This window comes from Streptomyces sp. L500 (assembly GCF_054551825.1).
On record NZ_JBTOLC010000005.1, the window covers coordinates 146,708 to 166,001 of the forward strand.

Sequence of the window (19,294 nt, forward strand, 5' to 3'; positions counted from 1 at the left end):
GATCAGCCTCCCTGCACCGCGGTGAGCACCTCGACGCGGTCGCCCTCGCCGAGGGCGGTCGCCGGCCACTGGCCCCGGGGGACCACGGCCTCGTTGACGGCGGCGGCGACCCCGCCGCGCGCCGTGGTGAGCGTCGCCACGAGCCCGTCGAGCGTCGTCCCCGCCGGGACGGCGCGCCGCTCGCCGTTGACGCTGATGATGTGCGTGGTCATGCGGGCTGCTCCTGGAGTACGGGGGTGGTGAAGCGTCGGGGGGAGAACGGGCGGGCCTCCTCGGGCAGCCGGCCGGTGGTCAGCACCTCGGCCATCACGTCCCCGGTGACGGGGGTGAGGAGCACGCCGTTGCGGTGGTGGCCGGTGGCCGCGTACAGGCCCGGCAGGGCGGTCGGGCCCAGCAGCGGGGCGTTGTCGGGCGAGCCGGGGCGCAGCCCGGCGAGGGTCTCCACGAGCGGCAGCTCGGTGATGCCGGGCACCAGCTCGTGGGCGTCACGCAGCAACTCGTAGACGCCCCCGGCCGTCACGGTCGTGTCCCAGCCCAGTTCCTCGGTCGTCGCCCCGACGACCAGCTCGCCGTTCTCGCGCGGCACGAGGTAGACGTGCCCGCCGCGCACCACGGCCCGGACGGTCCGGGAGAGGAACGGCCCGTTCACGGCCGTGTACGACCCGGGCACGCTCAGCCGCAGGACCTGGCCCTTGACCGGGCGCACCGGCGGTACGACGTCCTCGGGCAGGCCCGCCAGCCGGCCGCTGAGGCTTCCGGCGGCCAGGACGGTCCGGCCGGCGGCCAGCCGGGTGCCGTCGGCGAGCAGCGCTCCCGTGGCCCGGTCGCCGGTCAGCAGCAGCCGTACCGCCTCCGAGCGGTGGAAAGCGACCCCCTCGCGCTCGCAGGCCACGAGCAGCGCCCGGGCGAGCCGCCGGGGGTCGGTCTGGTGGTCGCCGAGGGCGTGGAGCCCGCCGCGCACGCCCGGCGCGAGCATCGGCTCCAGCCGGCGGCACTCGCGCCCGGTCAGCCATTGCGACTCCAGGCCGCAGCGCTGCTGGAGGGCGTGGAGCTCCCGCAGATGGGCCCGGTCGTCGGCGTCCAGGGCGACCGCGAGCGTCCCGCAGGCGCGGTAGCCGGTGTCCTGGCCGCTGGCCTCCTCCAGCTCGGCCGTGAAGGCGGGGTAGCGCCGGGCGGAGGCCAGGTTGAGGGCGAGGAGGGTCTCCTCGCCGTAGTGGAGCTCGGTGACGGCGGCCAGCATCCCGGCGGCCACCCGGGCCGCGCCCCCGCCGGGCGCGGGGTCGGCCACGGCCACGCGCAGCCCCCGCTGGGCCGCGCGCCAGGCCGTGACCAGGCCGATCAGACCACCGCCGACCACCAGGACGTCGGGTGTCCGCGGGCCGGGGCCGAGATGGCGCGGGCGCGTGGGACGCGCCCTGGTTCGATGTGCCGGTGTTCGATCCCCAGGGGTTCGATGCGCGTGCATGGGCGTCCAGCCCCTCCCTTCGCCGGCATGACCCGGATCAGGTTCGTACGGTCGGAGGCCGTCCAGCCTCCCTCTCAGCCCGGTCCGCCCGGGCTCCCGCGAGTGCTTGCAGCTTGCCACCCTAGTACGGCCCGAGGACCGCCCGGAAGGGCGGCCGGGCCCGGCCGGCGGCCCGTACGGCCCACCGCGTCGCGACGCCGCCGTCATGACGTTGTGTCAGAGGTCTCCTCACGCGGTGCTCCGGCCTACCGGGGCGTCGGGCCTACAGTTGATCGTGTGAGCGAGGAGACGAACACCAGCAGTGACCGGCGCGTCGTGATCGTCGGCGCGGGCATGGCCGGGGTGCAGACCGCCATCGCCCTGCGCGAACAGGGCTGGCAGGGCGCGATCACCCTCCTGGGCGCCGAGCCCCACCAGCCCTACGACCGGCCGCCCCTGTCCAAGTCCGTGCTGCTCGGCAAGGCCGAGGGCTCCGCCTTCGCCGTGGACTTCGGCTCGCTCGGCATCGACCTGCGGCTCGGCCTCACGGCCACCGGTCTGCGCGCCGCCGAGCACGTCCTGGACACCGACGCGGGACCCCTCGGCTACGACGTCCTGGTCGTCGCCACCGGCGCCGAGCCCATCGGCCTGCCCGGCGCCGGGGACCTGCCCGGCGTCCACGTCCTGCGCACCGTCGACGACGCCGAGCGGCTGCGCCCCGTCCTCACCCGGCAGCAGGACATCGTCGCCGTCGGGGCGGGCTGGATCGGCGCCGAGTTCGCCACCGCCGCCCGCGAGGCGGGCTGCCGGGTGACGGTCGTCGAGGCCGCCGACCGGCCGCTCGCGGGCGCCATGCCCGCCGAGGTCGCCGCCCACATGGTCGACTGGTACGCCCACAGCGGCGCCCGGCTGCTGACCGGCGCCCGGGTCACGGCCGTCGAGCCCGGCGCGGTCGTCCTCGACGACGGCACCCGGCTGCCCGCCGACGCGGTCGTCGTCGGCATCGGGGCGCGCCCCGCCACGGGCTGGCTCGCGGGCTCGGGCGCCGAACTGGCGGCGGACCGCTCCGTCGTCACCGACGACCGCCTGCGCACCTCGCTGCCGGACGTCTACGCGGTCGGCGACTGCGCCTCCTTCCCCTCGGCCCGCTACGGCGAACGGCTGCTCGTCCACCACTGGGACAACGCCCTCCAGGGCCCCCGGACCGTCGCCGAGAACATCGTCCACGGCCCCGAGGAGGGCTCGGTCTACGACCCCGTGCCGTACTTCTGGTCCGAGCAGTTCGGCCGGTTCGTGCAGTACGCGGGGCACCACGCCTCCGCCGACGAGCTGGTCTGGCGCGGCAACCCCGCCGGTGCGGCCTGGACGGTGTGCTGGCTGCGCTCGGGCGTGCTGGTGGCCCTGTTGGCCGTGGGGCGGCCGCGCGATCTGGCCCAGGGGCGCAAGCTCATCGAGAAGGGCGCGGTCCTCGACCGGACCAGGGCGGCGGACGCGTCCGTCCCGCTGAAGGCCGCCGTGGTCTGACGGGACCGGAGGGGCCGGTGGGGTGGCCGGGGCCCGGCTCGGGTCAACCCGGCTACCGACTGTCAGTCCCGGATGGCAGGCTTGTCCCGTGACCGAGATTGACGTGAAGATCGATGCGCTCGTACCCGCCTGGCTCAACCTCCCCGACATCGCGGAGATGATGGGCGTCGAGGTGACGCGTGTCCGGCAGCTGGTCAAGGAGGGCCAGCTGATCGCCGTGCGCCGTGGCGAGAACCGTGTGCTCATGGTGCCCGCCGCTTTCATCAGCGAGGGCAAGGTCGTCAAGGGCCTGGCCGGGACCCTGACGCTGCTGCGTGACGACGGCTTCAGCGATGAAGAGATGCTGGAGTGGCTGTTCACCGCCGACCCGACCCTGCCCGGCACCCCCGCGCAGGCGCTGAGCGAGAATCGCGGCACGGAGGTGAAGCGCCGCGCCCAGGCGCTCGCCGTCTGAGCCGTACGTAGCACCGCCAGCACCATCCGCACCGCCTGAGAACCACCGTCCGGTGTGCGGGCCCGAGGCCCCGGCCCGCGCCCGCACACCGCCCACCCGGGGGAGATGCACCCATGTCCGTCACCGCGCGCGAGCGGCTCGCCGAGGCCCGGCTGTACCTGTGCACCGACGCGCGCAAGCGCCAGGGTGATCTGCCGGAGTTCCTCGACGCGGTCCTCTCCTCCGGAGTGGACGTCGTCCAGCTCCGCGACAAGGGCATGGAGGCCGGGGAGGAGCTGGAGCACCTCGCCGTCCTCGCCGAGGCCGCCCGCCGCCACGGCAGGCTCCTCGCGGTCAACGACCGCGCCGACGTCGCCCACGCCGCCGCCTCCGACGTCCTCCACCTGGGCCAGGGCGATCTGCCCGTGCCCGCCGCCCGGGCGATCCTCGGCGACGAGATCCTCATCGGCCGCTCGACGCACGCCGAGGCCGAGGTGGCCGCCGCCGTCGCCGAGCCCGGCGTGGACTACTTCTGCACCGGCCCCTGCTGGCCCACCCCCACCAAGCCCGGCCGCCACGCCCCCGGCCTCGACCTCGTCCGCTACGCGGCCTCCCTCGCGCCCGCCCGGCCCTGGTTCGCCATCGGCGGCATCGACGCGGGCAACCTGGAGCAGGTGCTGGAGGCGGGTGCGCGCCGTGTGGTCGTGGTCCGCGCGATCACCGAGGCGGACGACCCCGGCGAGGCCGCCGCCCAGCTCGCCAAGCGCGTCCGCGCCTACGACGCGTGACCGCCGCTGTCCAAGGAGTGGGACGGATCATGGGCATCCGCCGGATCAAACGGGCATAACGCCATTCTTGGTTGGGGTGCCCGGCGCGCCGCTGGTTAACTTGCCGGTATGGCCCTTGGCACTGCCTCCACCAGGACGGACCACGCGCGCACCGTCCGTGAGCTGCTCGCCTCCGGAGAGCGCTCGTACTCGTTCGAGTTCGCCGCCCCCAGGACGGAGAAGGGCGAACGGACCCTGTGGGACGCCATCCGGCGGATCGAAGCCGTCGCCCCCACGTTCGTCTCCGTGACCTACGGCGCCGGCGGCTCCTCCCGCGAGGGCACGGTCCGCGCCACCGAACGCATCGCCACCGACACCACGCTGACCCCCGTCGCCCACCTCACGGCCGTCAACCACTCGGTCGCCGAACTGCGCAACGTCATCGGGCAGTACGCCGACGTGGGCATCCGCAACATGCTCGCGCTGCGCGGCGACCCGCCCGGCGACCCCATGGGCGAGTGGGTGCGCCACCCCGAGGGTGTCCGGTACGCCGCCGAGCTCGTCAGCCTCATCAAGGAGTCCGGCGACTTCTGCGTGGGCGTCGCCGCCTTCCCCGAGATGCACCCGCGCTCCACGGAATGGGAGTCGGACATCCGGCACTTCGTGGACAAGTGCCGGGCGGGCGCCGACTTCGCCATCACCCAGATGTTCTTCCACCCGGAGGACTATCTGCGGCTGCGCGACCGGGTCGCGGCGGCCGGCTGCGACACCCCGATCATCCCCGAAATCATGCCGGTCACCAACGTGCGGCAGATCGAACGGTTCGCACAGCTCAGCAACGCGGCGTTCCCCTCGGAGCTCGCTGAACGGATCCTCGCGGTCAAGGACGACACGGCCGCTGTACGCTCAATCGGGATCGAGTACGCGACGGACCTGTGTGCTCGGTTGATGGCCGAGGAGATTCCCGGGTTGCATTTCATTACCCTGAACCACTCCACGGCCACGTTGGAGATCTACCAGAACCTGGGACTGCACCAGCGGTCCTGACGGCCGGCCGGCGACGGCGGCCGTACGAGAGGGGCGTTGGATGGGCTGGACGGTCCTCTACATCGCGTTCGGCGTCGTCGCGCTCTGGCTGCTCGCCGAGGTGCTGCTGCAGTACAAGGCGCGGTTGCGCTGGCGGCTGCTCGCCTTCACCGGCTTCCTCGGCGTGGTCGCGGGCGTGCTCGTGCCGTCCGTGGTCGTCATCGTCATCGGCGCCCTCGCCTTCGGGGTGGGGCAGACCTTTGTGACGCTCTCCTTCCGGCGCGGCTTCTCCCGGGGCTGGGCCCTACGCCGGGGCGCGGCCGAGGACGGCGACGGGCCGGGCGGCGCCGGCGCGGAGCCGGGCGGACCGGCCGATTCCGCTGGTGCCACCGGTTCCAGCCGTTCCAGCCGTTCCGCCGCGGGGAAGTCCCGGGCCGCCGGCGGCCGCGCCGGGCGCCGCCGCAAGGGCGGCGAGCGGCCCCCGGCCCCGGCCGGCCCCTCCCCGGCGCCCTCCGACCTGACCCTGCCCGCCTCCGGCCCCGACGCCCTGCCGACGCTCGGCGCCCCGGCGGGCGCCCCGGCCATGAGCGCCGGCCTCGGCGGCACCCCCGACCTGACGCACGGCGTCCCCCCGCAGCCGACCGCCGAACAGCCCCACCTCATGGGCCACGAAGCCCCGGCCGCGACCGACTTCGGCCAGTACGGCGGCCAGCCCGCCCAGGGCGGCCAGTACGGCGGCGGCTTCGACTACGGGCAGGCCCAAGGCCAGTACGCGTCCTACTCCGACCCGTACATCGGCAACCGTCCTCCGTCCTACGAGACGTACGACGCCTACGGTCAGCAGCAGTCCTACCCCCACCAGCAGCAGTACGGTGTCGGCGCCTACTCGGCGGGCGCGTACGCCCCCCAGCAGTACGACACGGACACCCCACCCGGCGGGGTCTGGGTGCCGCAGCAGCGCGACACCGACGCGGCCCCGGGCACCACCCCGCCGGCCCCGCACGCGCCGCACGCCCCGCACGAGCAGAACCCGCCGTACGGCCAGGGCCAGGGGTACGACGAACAGCGCTACCGCTACTAAGTGCTCCGCTGGAGGTCCGGCGAGTCATCCGCGGGTGCGTCGTGGCTGGTCGCGCGGTTCCCCGCGCCCCTTGGGGGCGCTGCCGAAGTCTGCCCGGTAGCTACTGGGAGCCGCGCCAGTCGGCCCCGGAGACGACCAGGCCCGCGACCATCGCCCCCGACATCCCGGCGTGCGCCAGCCCGCCGCCGGGGTGGGCGAAGCCGCCCACCAGGTAGTACCCGGGCAGCCGGGTGAGATTGCCCGGCCGCAGGAACGCCCCCCGCGCCCCGGCCAGTACGGGCGCGGGCACCCCGCCGCCCTCGGCCCCGGTCGCCGCCTCCGTGTCGGCGGGGGTACGCACCTCCCGCCACAGCAGCCGCTCCGCGAGACCCGGGACCGCCGCCTTCGCGGATTCGACCACGCGATCGGCGAAGGCCGCGACGGCCCGCTCGTCACGCCAGTCGGCGCGCTCGCCGTGCGGCGCGACGGTGGCCGTCAGGGTCACGGCCTCGTGCCCGGCGTCGGGCACGGTGGCCGGGTCGTCCGGCCGGAGCACGGTCACCGTCGGTCGGTACGAGGCCGTGCCCGCCACGCCGAAGACGGCGTCCAGCTCCGCCGCGCGGTCACCGCCGTGGACGACCGTGCGGTGGGCGGTGCCCTCGGGGCGGGCTCCGGAGAGCGCCAGGAACACGCTGAACCTGCCCGGGGGCACGGGCGCCGCCGGTGCGGTCTCCACCGCTCCCGGGGCGATGGCCGCCAGCCGGGCGGGGGAGACCCCGGCCACCACCACGTCCGCCTCGGCCACGCTTCCGTCGGCCAGCCGCACCCCGGCCGCGCGCCCGTCCTTCTCCACGACGCCGACGACGTCCGAGCCGAACCGGAACTCCACGCGCCGCGCCAGGCACCGCTCGTACAGCGCGTCCGCGAGGCCGCGCATGCCGCCGGTCACGTACCAGCTGCCGAAGGTCTGCTCCAGGTACGGCAGGACCGTCGCGCTCCCGGGCGCCTCGCGCGGGTCGAGCCCGTAGGCGAGGGCGTGGCTCTCCAGCAGGGCGATCAGCCGCGGGTCCGCCAGCTCCCGCTCGGCGACGGACGCGAGCGTCACCGGCACCGGGCGGCGGAACAGCCCCTTGCGGTGGGGCAGCGCCGGGTACGGATCGCGGCCCAGCGCCTCGGCGCGCTCCGCGCGCAGCGGCTCCTCCAGCAGCGGCCGCCGCGTCGCGTCCCACACCTCGCGCGCCCGGTTGACCAGCTCGCTCCACCGCTCGCCCGCGCCCGCTCCCACCGCCGCGTCGAGCGCGGCGACCACACCGGCCCGGGAGGCGTTGGGCAGCGCGAAGTCCGTGCCGTCGGGGAAGAGATGGCGGCTCGCCGGGTCGACCTGGACGAGCCCGAGGCTCTGCTCCAGCGACTCCTTGCCGGTCTTGACGAACAGGTCGCGGTAGACGGCGGGCAGGTGGAGGAGGGCGGGGCCGGTGTCGAACGCGAAGCCGGCGCGGGTGAGGCGTCCGACGCCTCCGCCGTGGGTGTCCGTTCGCTCGTGCACCGTCACCCGGTTGCCCGCGACGGCGAGCCGGGCGGCGGCTGCCATCGCGCCCATCCCGGCGCCGATCACCACAATCTGTGCCATGACGCCGACCCTATCGGGGTGGTGAGAGTGCCCCAGCCCCGCCCTTTCCCCGTTTCCTGGGGCTCCGCCCCAGACCCCGCGCCTCAAACGCCGGCGAGGCTGGATCGCCGTTCACGACGGCGCCGCAGGAACGCCCGCACCCGCTTCCACAGGAAGACGACCAGCCCGACCCCCGCCGCCAGCAACGTCGCCGCGATGACCGCCGCCGCCACCGGGTGGAAGATCGCGAACACGATCAGCGCCGCGACCCCGAGGTCCTCCACCACGCTCAGCACGATGTTGCTCGCCGGCTCCGGTGACGTGTTGATCGCCATGCGCGTGCCCGTCTTCACCAGGTGGCTCAGCAACGCGGCCGAGCCGCCCACCGCGCCCGCCGCGAGCTCGGGGAGGGAGCCGTGCTGGCCGGCGAGCAGCGCGCCCACCACGCCTCCGGCGACGGGCCTGATGACGGTGTGGACCGCGTCCCAGACCGTGTCCACGTACGGGATCTTGTCGGCGACGGCCTCGCAGAGGAAGAGCACGCCCGCCGCGATGAGGACGTCGGGGCGCTGGAGCGCCCCGGGCACGTCGTCGCTCACCCCCGTCGCGCCGAGCAGGCCGAGCAGCAGGACCACGGCGTAGGCGTTGACACCGCTGGCCCAGCCGCTTGTGAACACCAAAGGAAGCACCGACACGCGGAAGATCGTAACCGCCGTCCCGGGGTGCCTGAGTACGCGTACTCAGGGACGGAGATGAGTACGCGCGCGGATGGGGCGCACCCCGTCCGGGAGGAAGAGTGGTGGTCGCGGAAGGGGCCGCCGGAGCCGGCACCGCCGATACGGGGCGGCGGAACGGCGGACGGCGGACCCCGACGCGGGCGGGGGAGGTACGGGGGAACGCGGGGGAATCACGGGGGAACGCCGGCCCGGTGCGGACCGAGGGGGATCGGGCCGCACCGGGCCGGCGGCACGTCCGCGGGCTAGCGGCCCGCGCCGCTCACCCGCCCCTGCAGCAGCCGCGACAGCGCCGAGTGCACCTCGTCGATCGACCGTTCCGGCTGGAACGACTGCCAGTCCAGCGCCGCCACCAGCACCATGCCGAACAGCGCCGACGCCGTCAGCGGGATGTCCAGCTCGGTGCTCAGCTCGCCCGTCGCGACCGCTTCGGTCAGGACGGCCTCGATGACGGCGATCGCCTTCTGCCGCACCTGCATCAGCGTCGACTGCCACGCCCGGTTGGTGCGCCACAGCTCGGCCACGTAGAGCTGGGTGAGCGAGGGGTAGCGGGTGATGAAGTCCAGGCCGGCCCGGATCATCGCGTCCAGGGCGTCGACGCGGCTGCCGCCGCGTTCGGCCGTCTCGTCGGCGGCGGCCTGGAGGGAGTCGGTCAGCAGCTCGATGCCGTGCCGCAGCAGCTCCTCGAAGAGCACGGTCTTGCTGGCGAAGTTGTAGTAGACCGTGCCCTTGGCGACGCCGGCGCGCTCGGCGATCTCGTCCACGGTGGTGGAGGAGAAACCCTGTTCGGCGATGAGGGTGACCGCTGCTTCGAAGAGCTTGCGCCGGGTGTTCTGCCGCCGCGTACCGCTGCTGTCCATGACGGTGATTCTCCCCGTACCGGCCGTGTCCGCGCTCACAGGCTCAGCTCCGGGTGCAGCCGGTCCACGGACCAGACCTGTTTGCCCCGCGCCGAGAGGGCCGTCAGGGCCAGGGCGGCGGCCGTGAAGGCCGCCAGGACGCCGCACGCCTGCCAGACGGGGGCGAGCCCGCCGCCGGTGATGAGGTGGCGCAGCCCCTGCACGACGTAACTCATCGGCAGGAAGGGATGGATCGCGTTGAAGAAGCCGGGGCTGGTCTGCACCGGGTAGGTGCCGCCCGCCGAGGTCAGCTGGAGCATCAGCAGGGCGAGGACGAGGATGCGCCCGGCGGGCCCGAAGCGGGCGTTCAGCCACTGGACGACGGCCGCGAAGCACGCGACGACGAGGACGACGAAGCCCGCCGTGCCCGCCGCCCGCACCGGTCGCAGGCCCAGCCCCCAGTGGAGGACGGCCAGCAGCGCGGCCGCCTGGACGACGCCGATGGCGACGACGGGCAGCCAGCCCGCCACGGCGATCCGCCAGGCGGAGGCACCCGCGGCCAGCGCGCGCCGGTTGAGGGGCTGGATCAGCATGTAGGCGACCATCGCGCCCACCCAGAGCGAGAGCGGGATGAAGTAGGGGGCGAATCCGGTGCCGTATTCGGGGGCCTTGTGGAGCGCCTTGGCGGCCAGGGAGACCGGGTCGGCCATCACCTCGGTGCGGGCGTCGCGCTCCTTCTTGCCGTAGTCGGGGATCTTCGCGGCGCCGTCGTGGAGGCCGCCCGCGAGCTTGGCGGAGCCGTCGGACAGCTTGACCATGCCGCCCTGGAGGGTGTCCGCGCCCTCGCGCAGCCGGCCGATGCCGTCGTCGAGGTCGGCGGCGCCCGTCCTGGCGGTGCCGAGCCCGTCGCGCAGCCGTCCGGTGCCCTCGCCGATGCGGCCGGCGCCCTCGGCCACCTGCTGGGCGCCGTCGTTGAGGGCGTTGACCTTTTGTACGGCGCCGTCGATGTCCCGCGCGAGGTGCGGGGCCTCGTCGGCGAGCCGTTCGGCGGCGGCCCGCAGGGCGTCCAGCTGCCCGGGGAGCCGGTCGAGTTCGCCGTTCTCGTTCCGCACGAGGGCGTCGAGCTTTTCCGCGCCCTCGGCCGACTGCCGCGCGGCGAACACGGCTTTCTTCAGGGCCGGGCAGTAGTCGCCCGTCGCGGAGGCGCCGGTGGCGGTGGTGGTGCCGGGCCCGGTGCTGGTGCCGGTCGCGCACAGCTTGTCGTACGCGGCGGACAGGTCGTCCGCGCCGCGCCTGGCGGCCCTGGCGAGCGGGCCCGTGACGGCGGGGGAGGGGAGGTCGGCCAGGTGCTCGCGGACGGTGCGCGCCTCGCGGGCGACGCCACGGGCGGCCTCCCCTATCTCGCCCGCGTGCTCCTTGACGAACGCGCCCTCCTTGCCGGCGACGCCGTTCACCTTGTCGGCCAGCTGCCGGGTGCCGTCCGCCACCCGCGCGGCGCCGCCGGCCAGTCGCCGGGCGGCGGAGTCCAGGGTGCCGGCGCCGTCGTGCAGCCGGTCCACGCCCTGCTCGAGATCGCCGCTGCCGTGGTGGGCGCGGGTCAGGCCGTCCTTGAGGTCCCCGGCGCCCTTGCGGGCCTCGCCGATGCCCTCGCCGAGCCGGTCGGCGCCGCCCGCCGCCTCCTCCGTCTTGCCGTGGAGACCGGAGAAGGAGACGAAGATCTTGTCGTAGAAGGTCCGTGACGTCCTGCGCGACGCGGCCGCCCGGACCTCGGAGAAGACCGAGCGGGAGATCTGGCCGACGATGTAGTTGTTCGCGTCGTTCGTCCGGACCTGGAGCGCGCCGGTCACGGGGGAGCCGCCGGAACCGGTGCCGGCACTGGAGGCGAGCAGCTTGCTGAAATCGGCCGGGATGGTCAACGACAGGTAGTACGTCCCCTTCTCGACCCCCTTGCGGGCCTCGGCGGCGCTCGTCTCGTGCCACTGGAAGGACTTGGAGTCGCGCAGCCCCTTGACGATCGAGTCGCCGGCCGCCAGCCGCTCGCCGTCCACCGTCGTGCCCCGGTCGGCGTTGACCAGCGCCACCGGCACCTTGTCGAGCCGCCCGTAGGGGTCCCAGAACGACCACAGGTACAACGCGCCGTAGAGCAGGGGCAGCAGGAGGAGGGCGACGAGCGCGGCGCGCGGCAGCCGGCCCCTCCCGAATCGTTTCAGCTCAAGGACGGCCAATTTCGGCGAGCGCATCCGCCGCTCCCTTCGGGGCCTGTGACATGGTCCGGTCGGTGCGGACGACCAGCGCGTCGCCCGGTGGCGGCGCCTCCGCGCACACCGCGAGCACGGTCGTACCGGCCCCGGCGAGGGCGCGCAGCAGCGCCCACGCCTGCTCGCGTTCGGCCGCTGTGAGCTTGAGGTCGGTGTCGTCCACCGCGACGAGCCGGGGCGAGCCGACGAGCGCGAGGGCCAGCGACAGCCGCAGCGCCTCCAGCCGCCCCAGGTCCCGTACGGCCGTGCCGGCGCCCTTGGGCAGCGCGGACACCTCCAGCCCGGCGGCCGCGAGCGCGGCCTCGGTACGGGCCGCCTCCCGCGCCGCCTTCTCCGCCTTGGGGCGGAACAGCGCGCCGGGCGAGGCGCCGAACCTCCGCTGGAGCAGCGCGCGTTCCCGCAGGTGCTCGCCGACGGTCAGGGAGGCGTCGAGCTCGGCGACGCCCGGGACGTGCGCGAGCGCGCTCAGGCGCCGGACGGCCGCCATCCGCCGGGGCAGGGCCAGGCCCGCGATCTCGGCGTGCCCGGCGGACGGCCGCATACGACCGGTGAGAGTGAGCAGGAGACAGGTGCGGCCCGAGCCGGAGGGGCCCTCGACGGCCACGAGCGAACCGGGTGGCGCGTCGATGTCCACCGCGCGGAACGCCCAGCCGCGCGGCCCCCGGACACCGAGGCCCGTCGCCGCGATCGCGGCTCCGTGCGGGATGCCGTCCACAGGACCTCCAAGCAACCTTGGACTGACCGGTCAGTGCAAAAGTATGCGGATCGCTCCCTTCCTCCGTCAACCCCGTTCCGGAACGCGGGAGTTCGCGCAGGTCGTGGCCGGTTCGCACCGATGCGGGAGGGCGCGTGGCGAGAGGTGCGGGGTGGTGCTGCCCGGCCCATTAGGCTGGTGCCGCCCGACGTCAGTCACCCGCAGTCACCCGCCGAGGAGTCACCCGCCGTGTCAGACCCGCTGCGCCCCCGGGCGTCCCTCCGTACCGCCGTGGTCTGGGAGGTCCTCAAGGACGCCCTCGACCGCCGGGTCAAGGCCGCCGGACGGGGGGCCCTGGACGTCCTCGACACCGGTGGCGGCTCCGGCAAGTTCGCGGTGCCCCTCGCCCGGCTCGGCCACCACGTCACCGTCGTCGACCCCAGCCCCAACGCGCTGTTCGCGCTGGAGCGCAGGGCCGCCGAGGCCGGGGTCGCCGAGCGGGTGCGCGGCGTCCAGGGCGACGCCCACGGCCTGTTCGACGTCGTCGACCGCGACGGATTCGACGTCGTGCTCTGCCACGGCGTGCTGGAGTACGTCGAGGACCCCGCCGACAGCGTCCGCAACGTCGTCGCCGCCCTCCGCCCCGGCGGCACCCTCAGCCTGCTCGCCGCCGGCCTCGGCGGCGCCGTGCTCGCCCGTGCCCTCGCCGGGCACTTCACCGAGGCCCACCAGGCCCTCGCCGACCCCTCCGGCCACTGGGGCGCCGGCGACCCGCTCACCCGCCGCTTCTCCGCCGAGCAGCTCTCCGGCCTCGTCGGCGACGCGGGCCTGGAGGTCTCCGCGGTGCACGGCGTGCGCGTCTTCGCCGACTTGGTGCCCGGCGTGCTCGTCGACCACGAGCCCGGCGCGCTGGACGCGCTGCTGCGGCTGGAGGCCGCCGCGGCCGAACTGCCGGCCTTCCACTCCATCGCCACGCAGCTGCACGTCCTGGCCGAGCGGGACTGACGCGACCCCCCGTCCCCGCCTCGTCCCCACCTCGGGCGGACCCCACCCGATCAGCTCGTTCGCCCCGTATGATCGGGGGACACCGTCCGGCATGGCCGATCGGCAGGCAGGGAATGTACGTCCCGACGGCATCGATCGCCACACCGGGGCCGGTGGCCGAATTGGCGCAGAGGGGCGGGTTTCACGGGGGCGATTCCCTGCCTATCCTGAAAGGGTCGCACCCGGTCGCCCCCCGCGACCGACGAGTAGGAGGACTCCGTGCCGCTCTCGGAGCACGAGCAGCGCATGCTCGAGCAGATGGAGCGAGCGCTGTACGCCGAAGATCCCAAGTTCGCCACAGCGCTCGAGGGCAGCGGCCTGCGCACGTACACCCGGCGACGGGTCTACCAGGCGGTCGCGGGTTTTCTGGTGGGCATCGCGCTCCTCATGGCCGGAATGGTCACCCAGCGGATCTGGATCAGCGTGGCGGGCTTCCTCGTCATGCTGGGTTGCGCCGTGCTCGCGGTGACGGGGTGGCGCAAGGCGCCCAGGCCCGGCGTCCGGCGCGTCGGCGGTCCCGGCGGGCCCGGTGGTCCGGGCATGGCGCGGCGGCCGGTCGGCCGTCGGCGCGGCATGATGGACCGCATCGAGCAGCGATGGCAGCGGCGACGGGATGAGCAGGGGCACTAGCCCGCTTTGCCTTTACGCGTGTTGTCTTTACGCGTGTTGTCTTTACCCGTGGGGCCAGGACGGACGTCCTGGCCCCACGGGCGTATGCGGGCCGCGCCCGGGGTCCGGGGCGGAGCCCCGGTCAGGGGAAGGGGCGGGAGCGGGGGATCAGCCGCCGCAGGCGCGCCCTCGCCGCCGACCGGACACCCGCCCAGAACCCGGCGCATGCCCACACCACCCGCACCGCCGACCGGGGCGCCACCACGGCCCGCACCCGCGCCCGGCGCCCCGCCGAGGCCCGCAGGCCCGCCCGGGCGGCCTCGACGTCGGCGCCGGCCGTCGCCCCGGCGGGCGGCGGCGACGGCGCGTACAGCACCTGCTCGACCGCCGTCGCCAGCCGCCCCACGGCCTCCGCGTGCGGCCCGGCCAGCCGCGCGTCCCGGACGATGCGGGCCGCCGCCATCCTGGGGGTCAGGGAGTCGTCCGGCGGGATGCCGTAGTCCCACGCGGAGTCGGTCAGCTCGCGCCAGGCGGCCAGCGGGCGCGGCCCGGCCCGGCCGTCGAGCCGCCGGGCGCGCTCCCGCCTCCGCCACAGGTGGGGCAGCGCGGGCAGCAGCAGCGCGGCCAGCGCTGCCACGATCACGACGGCCAGGGTGAGCGGCGACGTATCGCCGGAGGACTCGCCCGCCTCCAGCCGTACGACGCCGCCGCAGCCGTCGACCTTCTTCAGCTCGGGCGGGCAGCCGCCGTCCGCCGAGGGCGCCGGCTGCGGCGCCCTGCTCCGGCCGGGCTCCGGGGCCGGGACGCCCGGGTCGGGGGCGGAAGGAGCCTGCGCGACCGTGTACTCGGGCGGGGTGCCCCGGCTGGGCGTGGGCTCGAACCGGGTCCACCCGGCGCCCTCGAAGTACAGCTCGGGCCAGGCGTGGGCGTCCTTGGTGCCGACCGACACCGTGCCGTCCGGCTGCGGGGTGCCCGGGGTGAAGCCGACCGCCACGCGCGCGGGGATGCCCAGCGTCCTCGCCATGGCCGCCATGGCGAAGGAGAAGTGGACGCAGAAGCCCTGCTTCTCCTCCAGGAAGCGCGCTATGGCGTCGGGGCCGCTGCCCGAACGCACCTCCGTGTCATAGCGGAAGCCCCCGCTCGCGGCGAACCAGTCCTGCAGCTTCACCGCCTGCTGGTAGGAGTCGGCCGCGCCGGCGGTCACCTTCCGGGCCGTCTCCGCCACGACCTTGGGCATCGCGGGCGGCACCCGCGTGTATTCGCGCAGCAGTTGCTCCGGGGGCGCGGGCGCGGCGGCGAGCTGAGCGGCCGTCGGCTCCACGAGCAGCCCCGCCACCTGATAGCGCACGCCCCGTGTGGTCTGGCCGTGGTCGCCGACCAGCGCCCGGCCCTCCGGCTCGTACCGCCACTGGCCCGGGACCCGCACCCGCTCGGCCGGATAGGGCAGGGGCAGATAGTTCTGGCCGTAGCCGTCGGAGGCCGCGACGGAGACCCCGATACGGGCCGTACGGACCCCGGTGGTCAGGCCGGCGGGGGTGGGCAGCGGGTCGGGCACATCGGTGATGCGCCGCTCGGAGGCGCGCCATGACGCGCCGTCGAACCGGTCGAGGGCGACGATGCGCAGGTACAGGTCCTGGACGGACGGCGCGGAGGTGCGGTAGCGCAGCAGCTCCCGGTTCTCCGGCTGGTTGAGGCTGTTCTGCAACGACACCAGCGGGTTGACGGCGGAGATGGTGCCGCCGTCGGAACCGGGGCCCTCGCCCGCGCCGCGCGCGGCCAGCAGCCCGCCGCCGATCGAGGGCAGCGCGACCGGGAGCGCCAGGGCGAGCCCCAGCGCGAGCGCCCCGATGCGCCGCCCGGTGCGCACCGGGGCCAGGGCCGGGCCGCCGCCCGCCGCGAGGCCGGCGGCGACGCCGGGCGGGGCGCCGGCGGCCCCGCCGCCGAACACCCTGCCCCAGCGCGCGAGCCGGTCCCGGCCCTCGGCCAGGAGCAGCAGCAGATAGCCGGCGGCCGCCATGAGGAACCACAGCCAGTCCGCGCTGCCCTTGGACAGCCCGGCGCCGACCGAGTAGAGCGCCAGCAGGGGCAGGCCCGCCGGGGCCGCGCCGCGGAAGGTCACCGCCAGGGCGTCCACCACCAGCCCGACCACCAGCACGCCGCCGACCAGCAGCAGCCGGATGGACGTCGTCGCGGGCGCCGGGATGGCGTAGCGCCCGACGTCGTCCACGCCCTGCCGCAGCAGTCGGCCGAACTCCTCGAAGGTGTCGGGGCCCGGCAGTATCCCGCCGACGGCCCGTTCGCGGGCGAAGACGAGCGTGAGCAGCAGCAGGACGACGAGGGCCTGCGCCGCGACCGTCAGCCACCGGGCCAGCGGCACGCGGCGGGCCGCCACGCCGACCGCCGTCTGGACGCACAGCAGCAGCGCGGCCTGGAGGATCCAGACGGTCCGCTCGACCAGCGGCAGCATCGCGCAGGCCGCCCCCAGGGTGGCCAGCACCCCGCACACCGCCAGCCGCGACCGCCCGCTCACGCCCGGCCCCCCGCCCCGCCGCCGGGGGCACCGCCGCCCGTCGCCCCACCGCCTGCGGCGCCACCGCCTGCCGCGACCGCCCGCGCCGGGCCGGCCGTCGTGCCGTCGGCCGCCGCCCCCGGGGCCGTCGCCGTGCCGTACCCACCCGCGCCGTACCCGTCGGCCAGGGCGGCGCCCGGCACGCCGTACGGGCCGCCCGGCGCGTCGTACGCGCCCACGCCGTACGGGCCGCCCGATCCGCCGCCCGCAGAGCCCGGTGCTCCCGCCAGCCGCCACAGGTCGGGCAGTGCCGCGCCGGGGGCGACGGGCAGGGCCGTCCAGCCCGCGTCGCGCAGGACGCGCAGGCGTTCCTCGGCCTCGTGGTAGGCCGGGTCGCCCTCGGGGGCGCCCGACCAGGTGGGCGTGGACAGGACGAAGGCGACCGCCGTGCCGCCACGGGGGCGCATCCGGGCGGCCAGGGCCGCCTGCGGCTCGTCCAGGTCGCCGAGGAACGCCACCAGCAGGCCCTCGCCGCCGGCACCGAGCAGCGCGTCGTGGGCGGGGGACAGGCCGCTGCCCTCGGAGTGGTCGATCACGGCGAGGGCGTCCAGCATCAGCCCGGCGGCGCCGGACGGGTCCGGCGAGGAGCTCGCGTAGCCGCCGGAGGAGGCGTCGTGGCCCGGCAGGGCGCTGCCCGTGTCGGTCAGCAGCCGGACGGTGAAACCCCGCTCCATCAGGTGCGATGCCACCGAGGCCGCCCCGGAGACGGCCCACTCGAAGGGCGAGCCGGGCCCGGCGCCCTCGTAGGCGACGGCCCGGGTGTCCAGCAGCACCGTGCAGTGGGCGCGCCGGGGCCGCTCCTCGCGGCGCACCATCAGCTCGCCGTAGCGGGCGGTGGAGCGCCAGTGGACCCGGCGCAGATCGTCGCCGTGCCGGTAGCCGCGCGGAATGACATCGTCCTCCCCGGCCAGGGCGAGGACGCGGTAGCGGCCGTCGCCGTGGCCCGCCGCCTCGCCGCCGAGGCGCACCGGCGGCAGCCGGTCGACGCGCGGCACGACGGTCAGGGTGTCGTAGGCGCTGAAGCCCCGGGTCAGCTCGCACATCCCGAACGGGTCCGTCAGCCGCAGCTGGAGCGGGCCCAGGGGGTAGCGGCCGCGCAGATCGGCGCGGACCCGGTAGGAGACCTCGCGCCGCCCGCCCGGCTCCATCCGGTCCAGGACGAAGCGCGGGCGCGGGCCCAGCACATAGGGCACCCGGTCCTGGAGCATCAGCAGGCCGGTGGGGAGCCGCGAGACGTTGTCGACGCGCAGGCTCACCCGGGCCTCGGCGGAGGCGGGCACGCGCGCGGGCGCGAGCCGCCGGCTGCCGGTGACCCGGTGCCGGGTGAGGTGGAGCACCGCCACGCACACCACGGGCAGCACGGCCAGCAGCAGCCCCACCCGCAACAGGTTCTCCTGGCCCAGCACATAGGCGCAGGCCGTCGCGGCGACGCCCGCCGCCAGGAAGGAGCGGCCCCTGGTGGTCAGCCCGCCGAACGCCGCCCACAGCCCGCCGCGGTCCTCCTCGTCGCCGGGCGGGCCGCCCGGGGCGGGCATCACAGCCCCCGCGCGCCCGGCGGCTGCCGGCCGAACGGGTCGGGCAGCGGGGTGCGCCGCAGGATGTCCACGACGATCTGCTCGGCGGTGCGCCGGCCGAGCTGGGCCTGGGCCGTGGGCAGCAGCCGGTGGGCGAGCACCGGCACCGCCAGCGCCCGGACGTCGTCGGGCAGGGCGAACTCCCGCCCGGCCAGCGCCGCCGCGGCCTTCGCCGCCCGCAGCAGATGGAGCGTCGCGCGCGGCGACGCGCCGAGTCTGAGCTCGGGGTGCTGCCGGGTGGCGCCGACCACGTCCACCGCGTAGCGCAGGACGGGCTCGGCGACGTGCACCGCGCGGACCGCCTCGATCAGCTTGCCGATCTCATGGGCGTGGGCGACGGGCTGGAGATCGTCCAGCGGGGAGAGGGCGCCGTGCGAGGCCAGCATCCGCAGCTCGGCCTCCGGCCCCGGGTAGCCGATGGACACCCGGGCCATGAAGCGGTCGCGCTGGGCCTCGGGCAGCGGGTACGTGCCCTCCATCTCGACCGGGTTCTGCGTGGCCACGACCATGAAGGGGCTGGGCAGCTCGTAGGTGTGCCCGTCGATGGTGACCTGGCGCTCCTCCATCGACTCCAGCAGCGCCGACTGGGTCTTGGGCGAGGCGCGGTTGATCTCGTCGCCGATGACGATCTGCGCGAAGATCGCGCCGGGCTTGAACTCGAAGTCCCGGCGCTGCTGGTCGTAGACGCTCACGCCGGTGATGTCGGAGGGCAGCAGGTCCGGGGTGAACTGGATGCGCCGCACCGAGCAGTCGACGGACCGGGCCAGCGCCTTGGCGAGCATCGTCTTGCCCACGCCCGGCACGTCCTCGATCAGCAGGTGCCCCTCGGCGAGCAGCACGGTCAGCGCCAGCCGCACGACCTCCGGCTTGCCCTCGATCACGCTCTCCACCGAGCGGCGCACCCGCTCCGCGGTGGCGGTCAGCGCGGCGGTCGGCCCCGCCGCTCCGCCCGGCTCCGCCGGAGCGGGCGGACCCCCGTGGCTGGCTCGCTCGTCATACGTCGTCACCCGGCCCTCCTCGGCCCTTCACAGGGCCGGAAGGCCCGCCGGAAACTCCGGCGGCGCGTGGCCGGCCCACCCCGCTGCGGCGCCCGGGGCCGCGTGGCGGCCG

General features: G+C 75.5%; 17 protein-coding genes and 1 riboswitch. Of the genes, 7 read left to right on the plus strand and 10 right to left on the minus strand.

Annotated elements, in window-relative coordinates; all coding sequences use genetic code 11:
* Positions 1 to 2: 2 nt before the first annotated feature.
* Together thiS and thiO are read right to left on the minus strand one after the other, a co-directional pair.
* Complete coding sequence (thiS, locus tag ACX9I7_RS08260) at positions 3 to 212, minus strand: sulfur carrier protein ThiS (protein ID WP_189455262.1); 210 nt, start codon at positions 210 to 212, stop codon at positions 3 to 5.
* Positions 209 to 1,357 (minus strand): glycine oxidase ThiO, encoded by a 1,149-nt coding sequence (thiO, locus tag ACX9I7_RS08265; protein ID WP_387574293.1) that lies wholly within the window; start codon positions 1,355 to 1,357, stop codon positions 209 to 211. The genes thiS and thiO overlap by 4 nt, the downstream gene beginning before the upstream one ends.
* A gap of 105 nt (positions 1,358 to 1,462) precedes the next feature.
* Positions 1,463 to 1,575: riboswitch (TPP riboswitch) on the minus strand.
* 223 nt (positions 1,576 to 1,798) lie between these two features.
* Between thiO and ACX9I7_RS08270 the strand changes: the two genes are divergently transcribed.
* The 5 genes from ACX9I7_RS08270 to ACX9I7_RS08290 all read left to right on the plus strand — a co-directional run bounded on the left by ACX9I7_RS08270 (position 1,799) and on the right by ACX9I7_RS08290 (position 6,275).
* Positions 1,799 to 2,968, plus strand: a complete 1,170-nt coding sequence (locus tag ACX9I7_RS08270; protein ID WP_387574697.1) for an NAD(P)/FAD-dependent oxidoreductase — start codon at positions 1,799 to 1,801, stop codon at positions 2,966 to 2,968.
* 88 nt (positions 2,969 to 3,056) lie between these two features.
* Positions 3,057 to 3,422, plus strand: coding sequence for an Rv2175c family DNA-binding protein (locus ACX9I7_RS08275; RefSeq protein ID WP_189455256.1), 366 nt, complete (start codon positions 3,057 to 3,059; stop codon positions 3,420 to 3,422).
* A gap of 113 nt (positions 3,423 to 3,535) precedes the next feature.
* Positions 3,536 to 4,189 (plus strand): thiamine phosphate synthase, encoded by a 654-nt coding sequence (thiE, locus tag ACX9I7_RS08280; RefSeq protein ID WP_459386924.1) that lies wholly within the window; start codon positions 3,536 to 3,538, stop codon positions 4,187 to 4,189.
* 108 nt (positions 4,190 to 4,297) lie between these two features.
* A complete protein-coding gene (gene metF, locus ACX9I7_RS08285; protein ID WP_126913753.1) occupies positions 4,298 to 5,215 on the plus strand; it encodes a methylenetetrahydrofolate reductase [NAD(P)H] in 918 nt (305 codons plus the stop codon).
* A gap of 40 nt (positions 5,216 to 5,255) precedes the next feature.
* Positions 5,256 to 6,275, plus strand: coding sequence for a hypothetical protein (locus ACX9I7_RS08290; protein WP_459386925.1), 1,020 nt, complete (start codon positions 5,256 to 5,258; stop codon positions 6,273 to 6,275).
* A gap of 100 nt (positions 6,276 to 6,375) precedes the next feature.
* Here ACX9I7_RS08290 and ACX9I7_RS08295 read toward each other — a convergent pair whose 3' ends face one another.
* The 5 genes from ACX9I7_RS08295 to ACX9I7_RS08315 all read right to left on the minus strand — a co-directional run bounded on the left by ACX9I7_RS08295 (position 6,376) and on the right by ACX9I7_RS08315 (position 12,409).
* Positions 6,376 to 7,884: a phytoene desaturase family protein gene (locus ACX9I7_RS08295; RefSeq protein ID WP_459386926.1), complete on the minus strand. Its 1,509-nt coding sequence runs from the start codon at positions 7,882 to 7,884 to the stop codon at positions 6,376 to 6,378.
* Between the two features lie 83 nt (positions 7,885 to 7,967).
* Complete coding sequence (locus tag ACX9I7_RS08300; protein WP_387574284.1) at positions 7,968 to 8,558, minus strand: DUF4126 domain-containing protein; 591 nt, start codon at positions 8,556 to 8,558, stop codon at positions 7,968 to 7,970.
* 284 nt (positions 8,559 to 8,842) lie between these two features.
* Positions 8,843 to 9,457 (minus strand): TetR/AcrR family transcriptional regulator, encoded by a 615-nt coding sequence (locus ACX9I7_RS08305; RefSeq protein ID WP_126913749.1) that lies wholly within the window; start codon positions 9,455 to 9,457, stop codon positions 8,843 to 8,845.
* Positions 9,458 to 9,492: 35 nt separating this feature from the next.
* Entirely contained in the window at positions 9,493 to 11,676 is a 2,184-nt protein-coding gene (locus ACX9I7_RS08310) for a YhgE/Pip family protein (protein WP_459386927.1), read from the minus strand.
* On the minus strand, positions 11,648 to 12,409 hold the full coding sequence (locus ACX9I7_RS08315; RefSeq protein ID WP_459386928.1) for an ATP-binding cassette domain-containing protein: 762 nt from the start codon (positions 12,407 to 12,409) through the stop codon (positions 11,648 to 11,650). Before ACX9I7_RS08315 ends, ACX9I7_RS08310 begins: the two co-directional genes overlap by 29 nt.
* Before the next feature lie 228 nt (positions 12,410 to 12,637).
* Between ACX9I7_RS08315 and ACX9I7_RS08320 the strand changes: the two genes are divergently transcribed.
* Together ACX9I7_RS08320 and ACX9I7_RS08325 are read left to right on the plus strand one after the other, a co-directional pair.
* Positions 12,638 to 13,393, plus strand: a complete 756-nt coding sequence (locus tag ACX9I7_RS08320) for a methyltransferase (RefSeq protein WP_459386929.1) — start codon at positions 12,638 to 12,640, stop codon at positions 13,391 to 13,393.
* Positions 13,394 to 13,651: 258 nt separating this feature from the next.
* Positions 13,652 to 14,062 carry a DUF3040 domain-containing protein gene (locus ACX9I7_RS08325; RefSeq protein ID WP_189455239.1) on the plus strand — a complete coding sequence of 137 codons (411 nt, stop codon included), beginning with the start codon at positions 13,652 to 13,654 and terminating at the stop codon, positions 14,060 to 14,062.
* Between the two features lie 121 nt (positions 14,063 to 14,183).
* Here ACX9I7_RS08325 and ACX9I7_RS08330 read toward each other — a convergent pair whose 3' ends face one another.
* The 3 genes from ACX9I7_RS08330 to ACX9I7_RS08340 are packed head-to-tail and all read right to left on the minus strand — an operon-like array spanning position 14,184 to position 19,191.
* Positions 14,184 to 16,571: a transglutaminase TgpA family protein gene (locus tag ACX9I7_RS08330; RefSeq protein ID WP_459386930.1), complete on the minus strand. Its 2,388-nt coding sequence runs from the start codon at positions 16,569 to 16,571 to the stop codon at positions 14,184 to 14,186.
* The gene (locus tag ACX9I7_RS08335; protein ID WP_459386931.1) at positions 16,568 to 18,145 is read right to left on the minus strand and encodes a DUF58 domain-containing protein; all 1,578 of its coding nucleotides are present in this window, start codon (positions 18,143 to 18,145) and stop codon (positions 16,568 to 16,570) included. The genes ACX9I7_RS08330 and ACX9I7_RS08335 overlap by 4 nt, the downstream gene beginning before the upstream one ends.
* On the minus strand, positions 18,145 to 19,191 hold the full coding sequence (locus ACX9I7_RS08340; RefSeq protein WP_459386932.1) for an AAA family ATPase: 1,047 nt from the start codon (positions 19,189 to 19,191) through the stop codon (positions 18,145 to 18,147). The genes ACX9I7_RS08335 and ACX9I7_RS08340 overlap by 1 nt, the downstream gene beginning before the upstream one ends.
* Positions 19,192 to 19,294 lie beyond the last annotated feature (103 nt).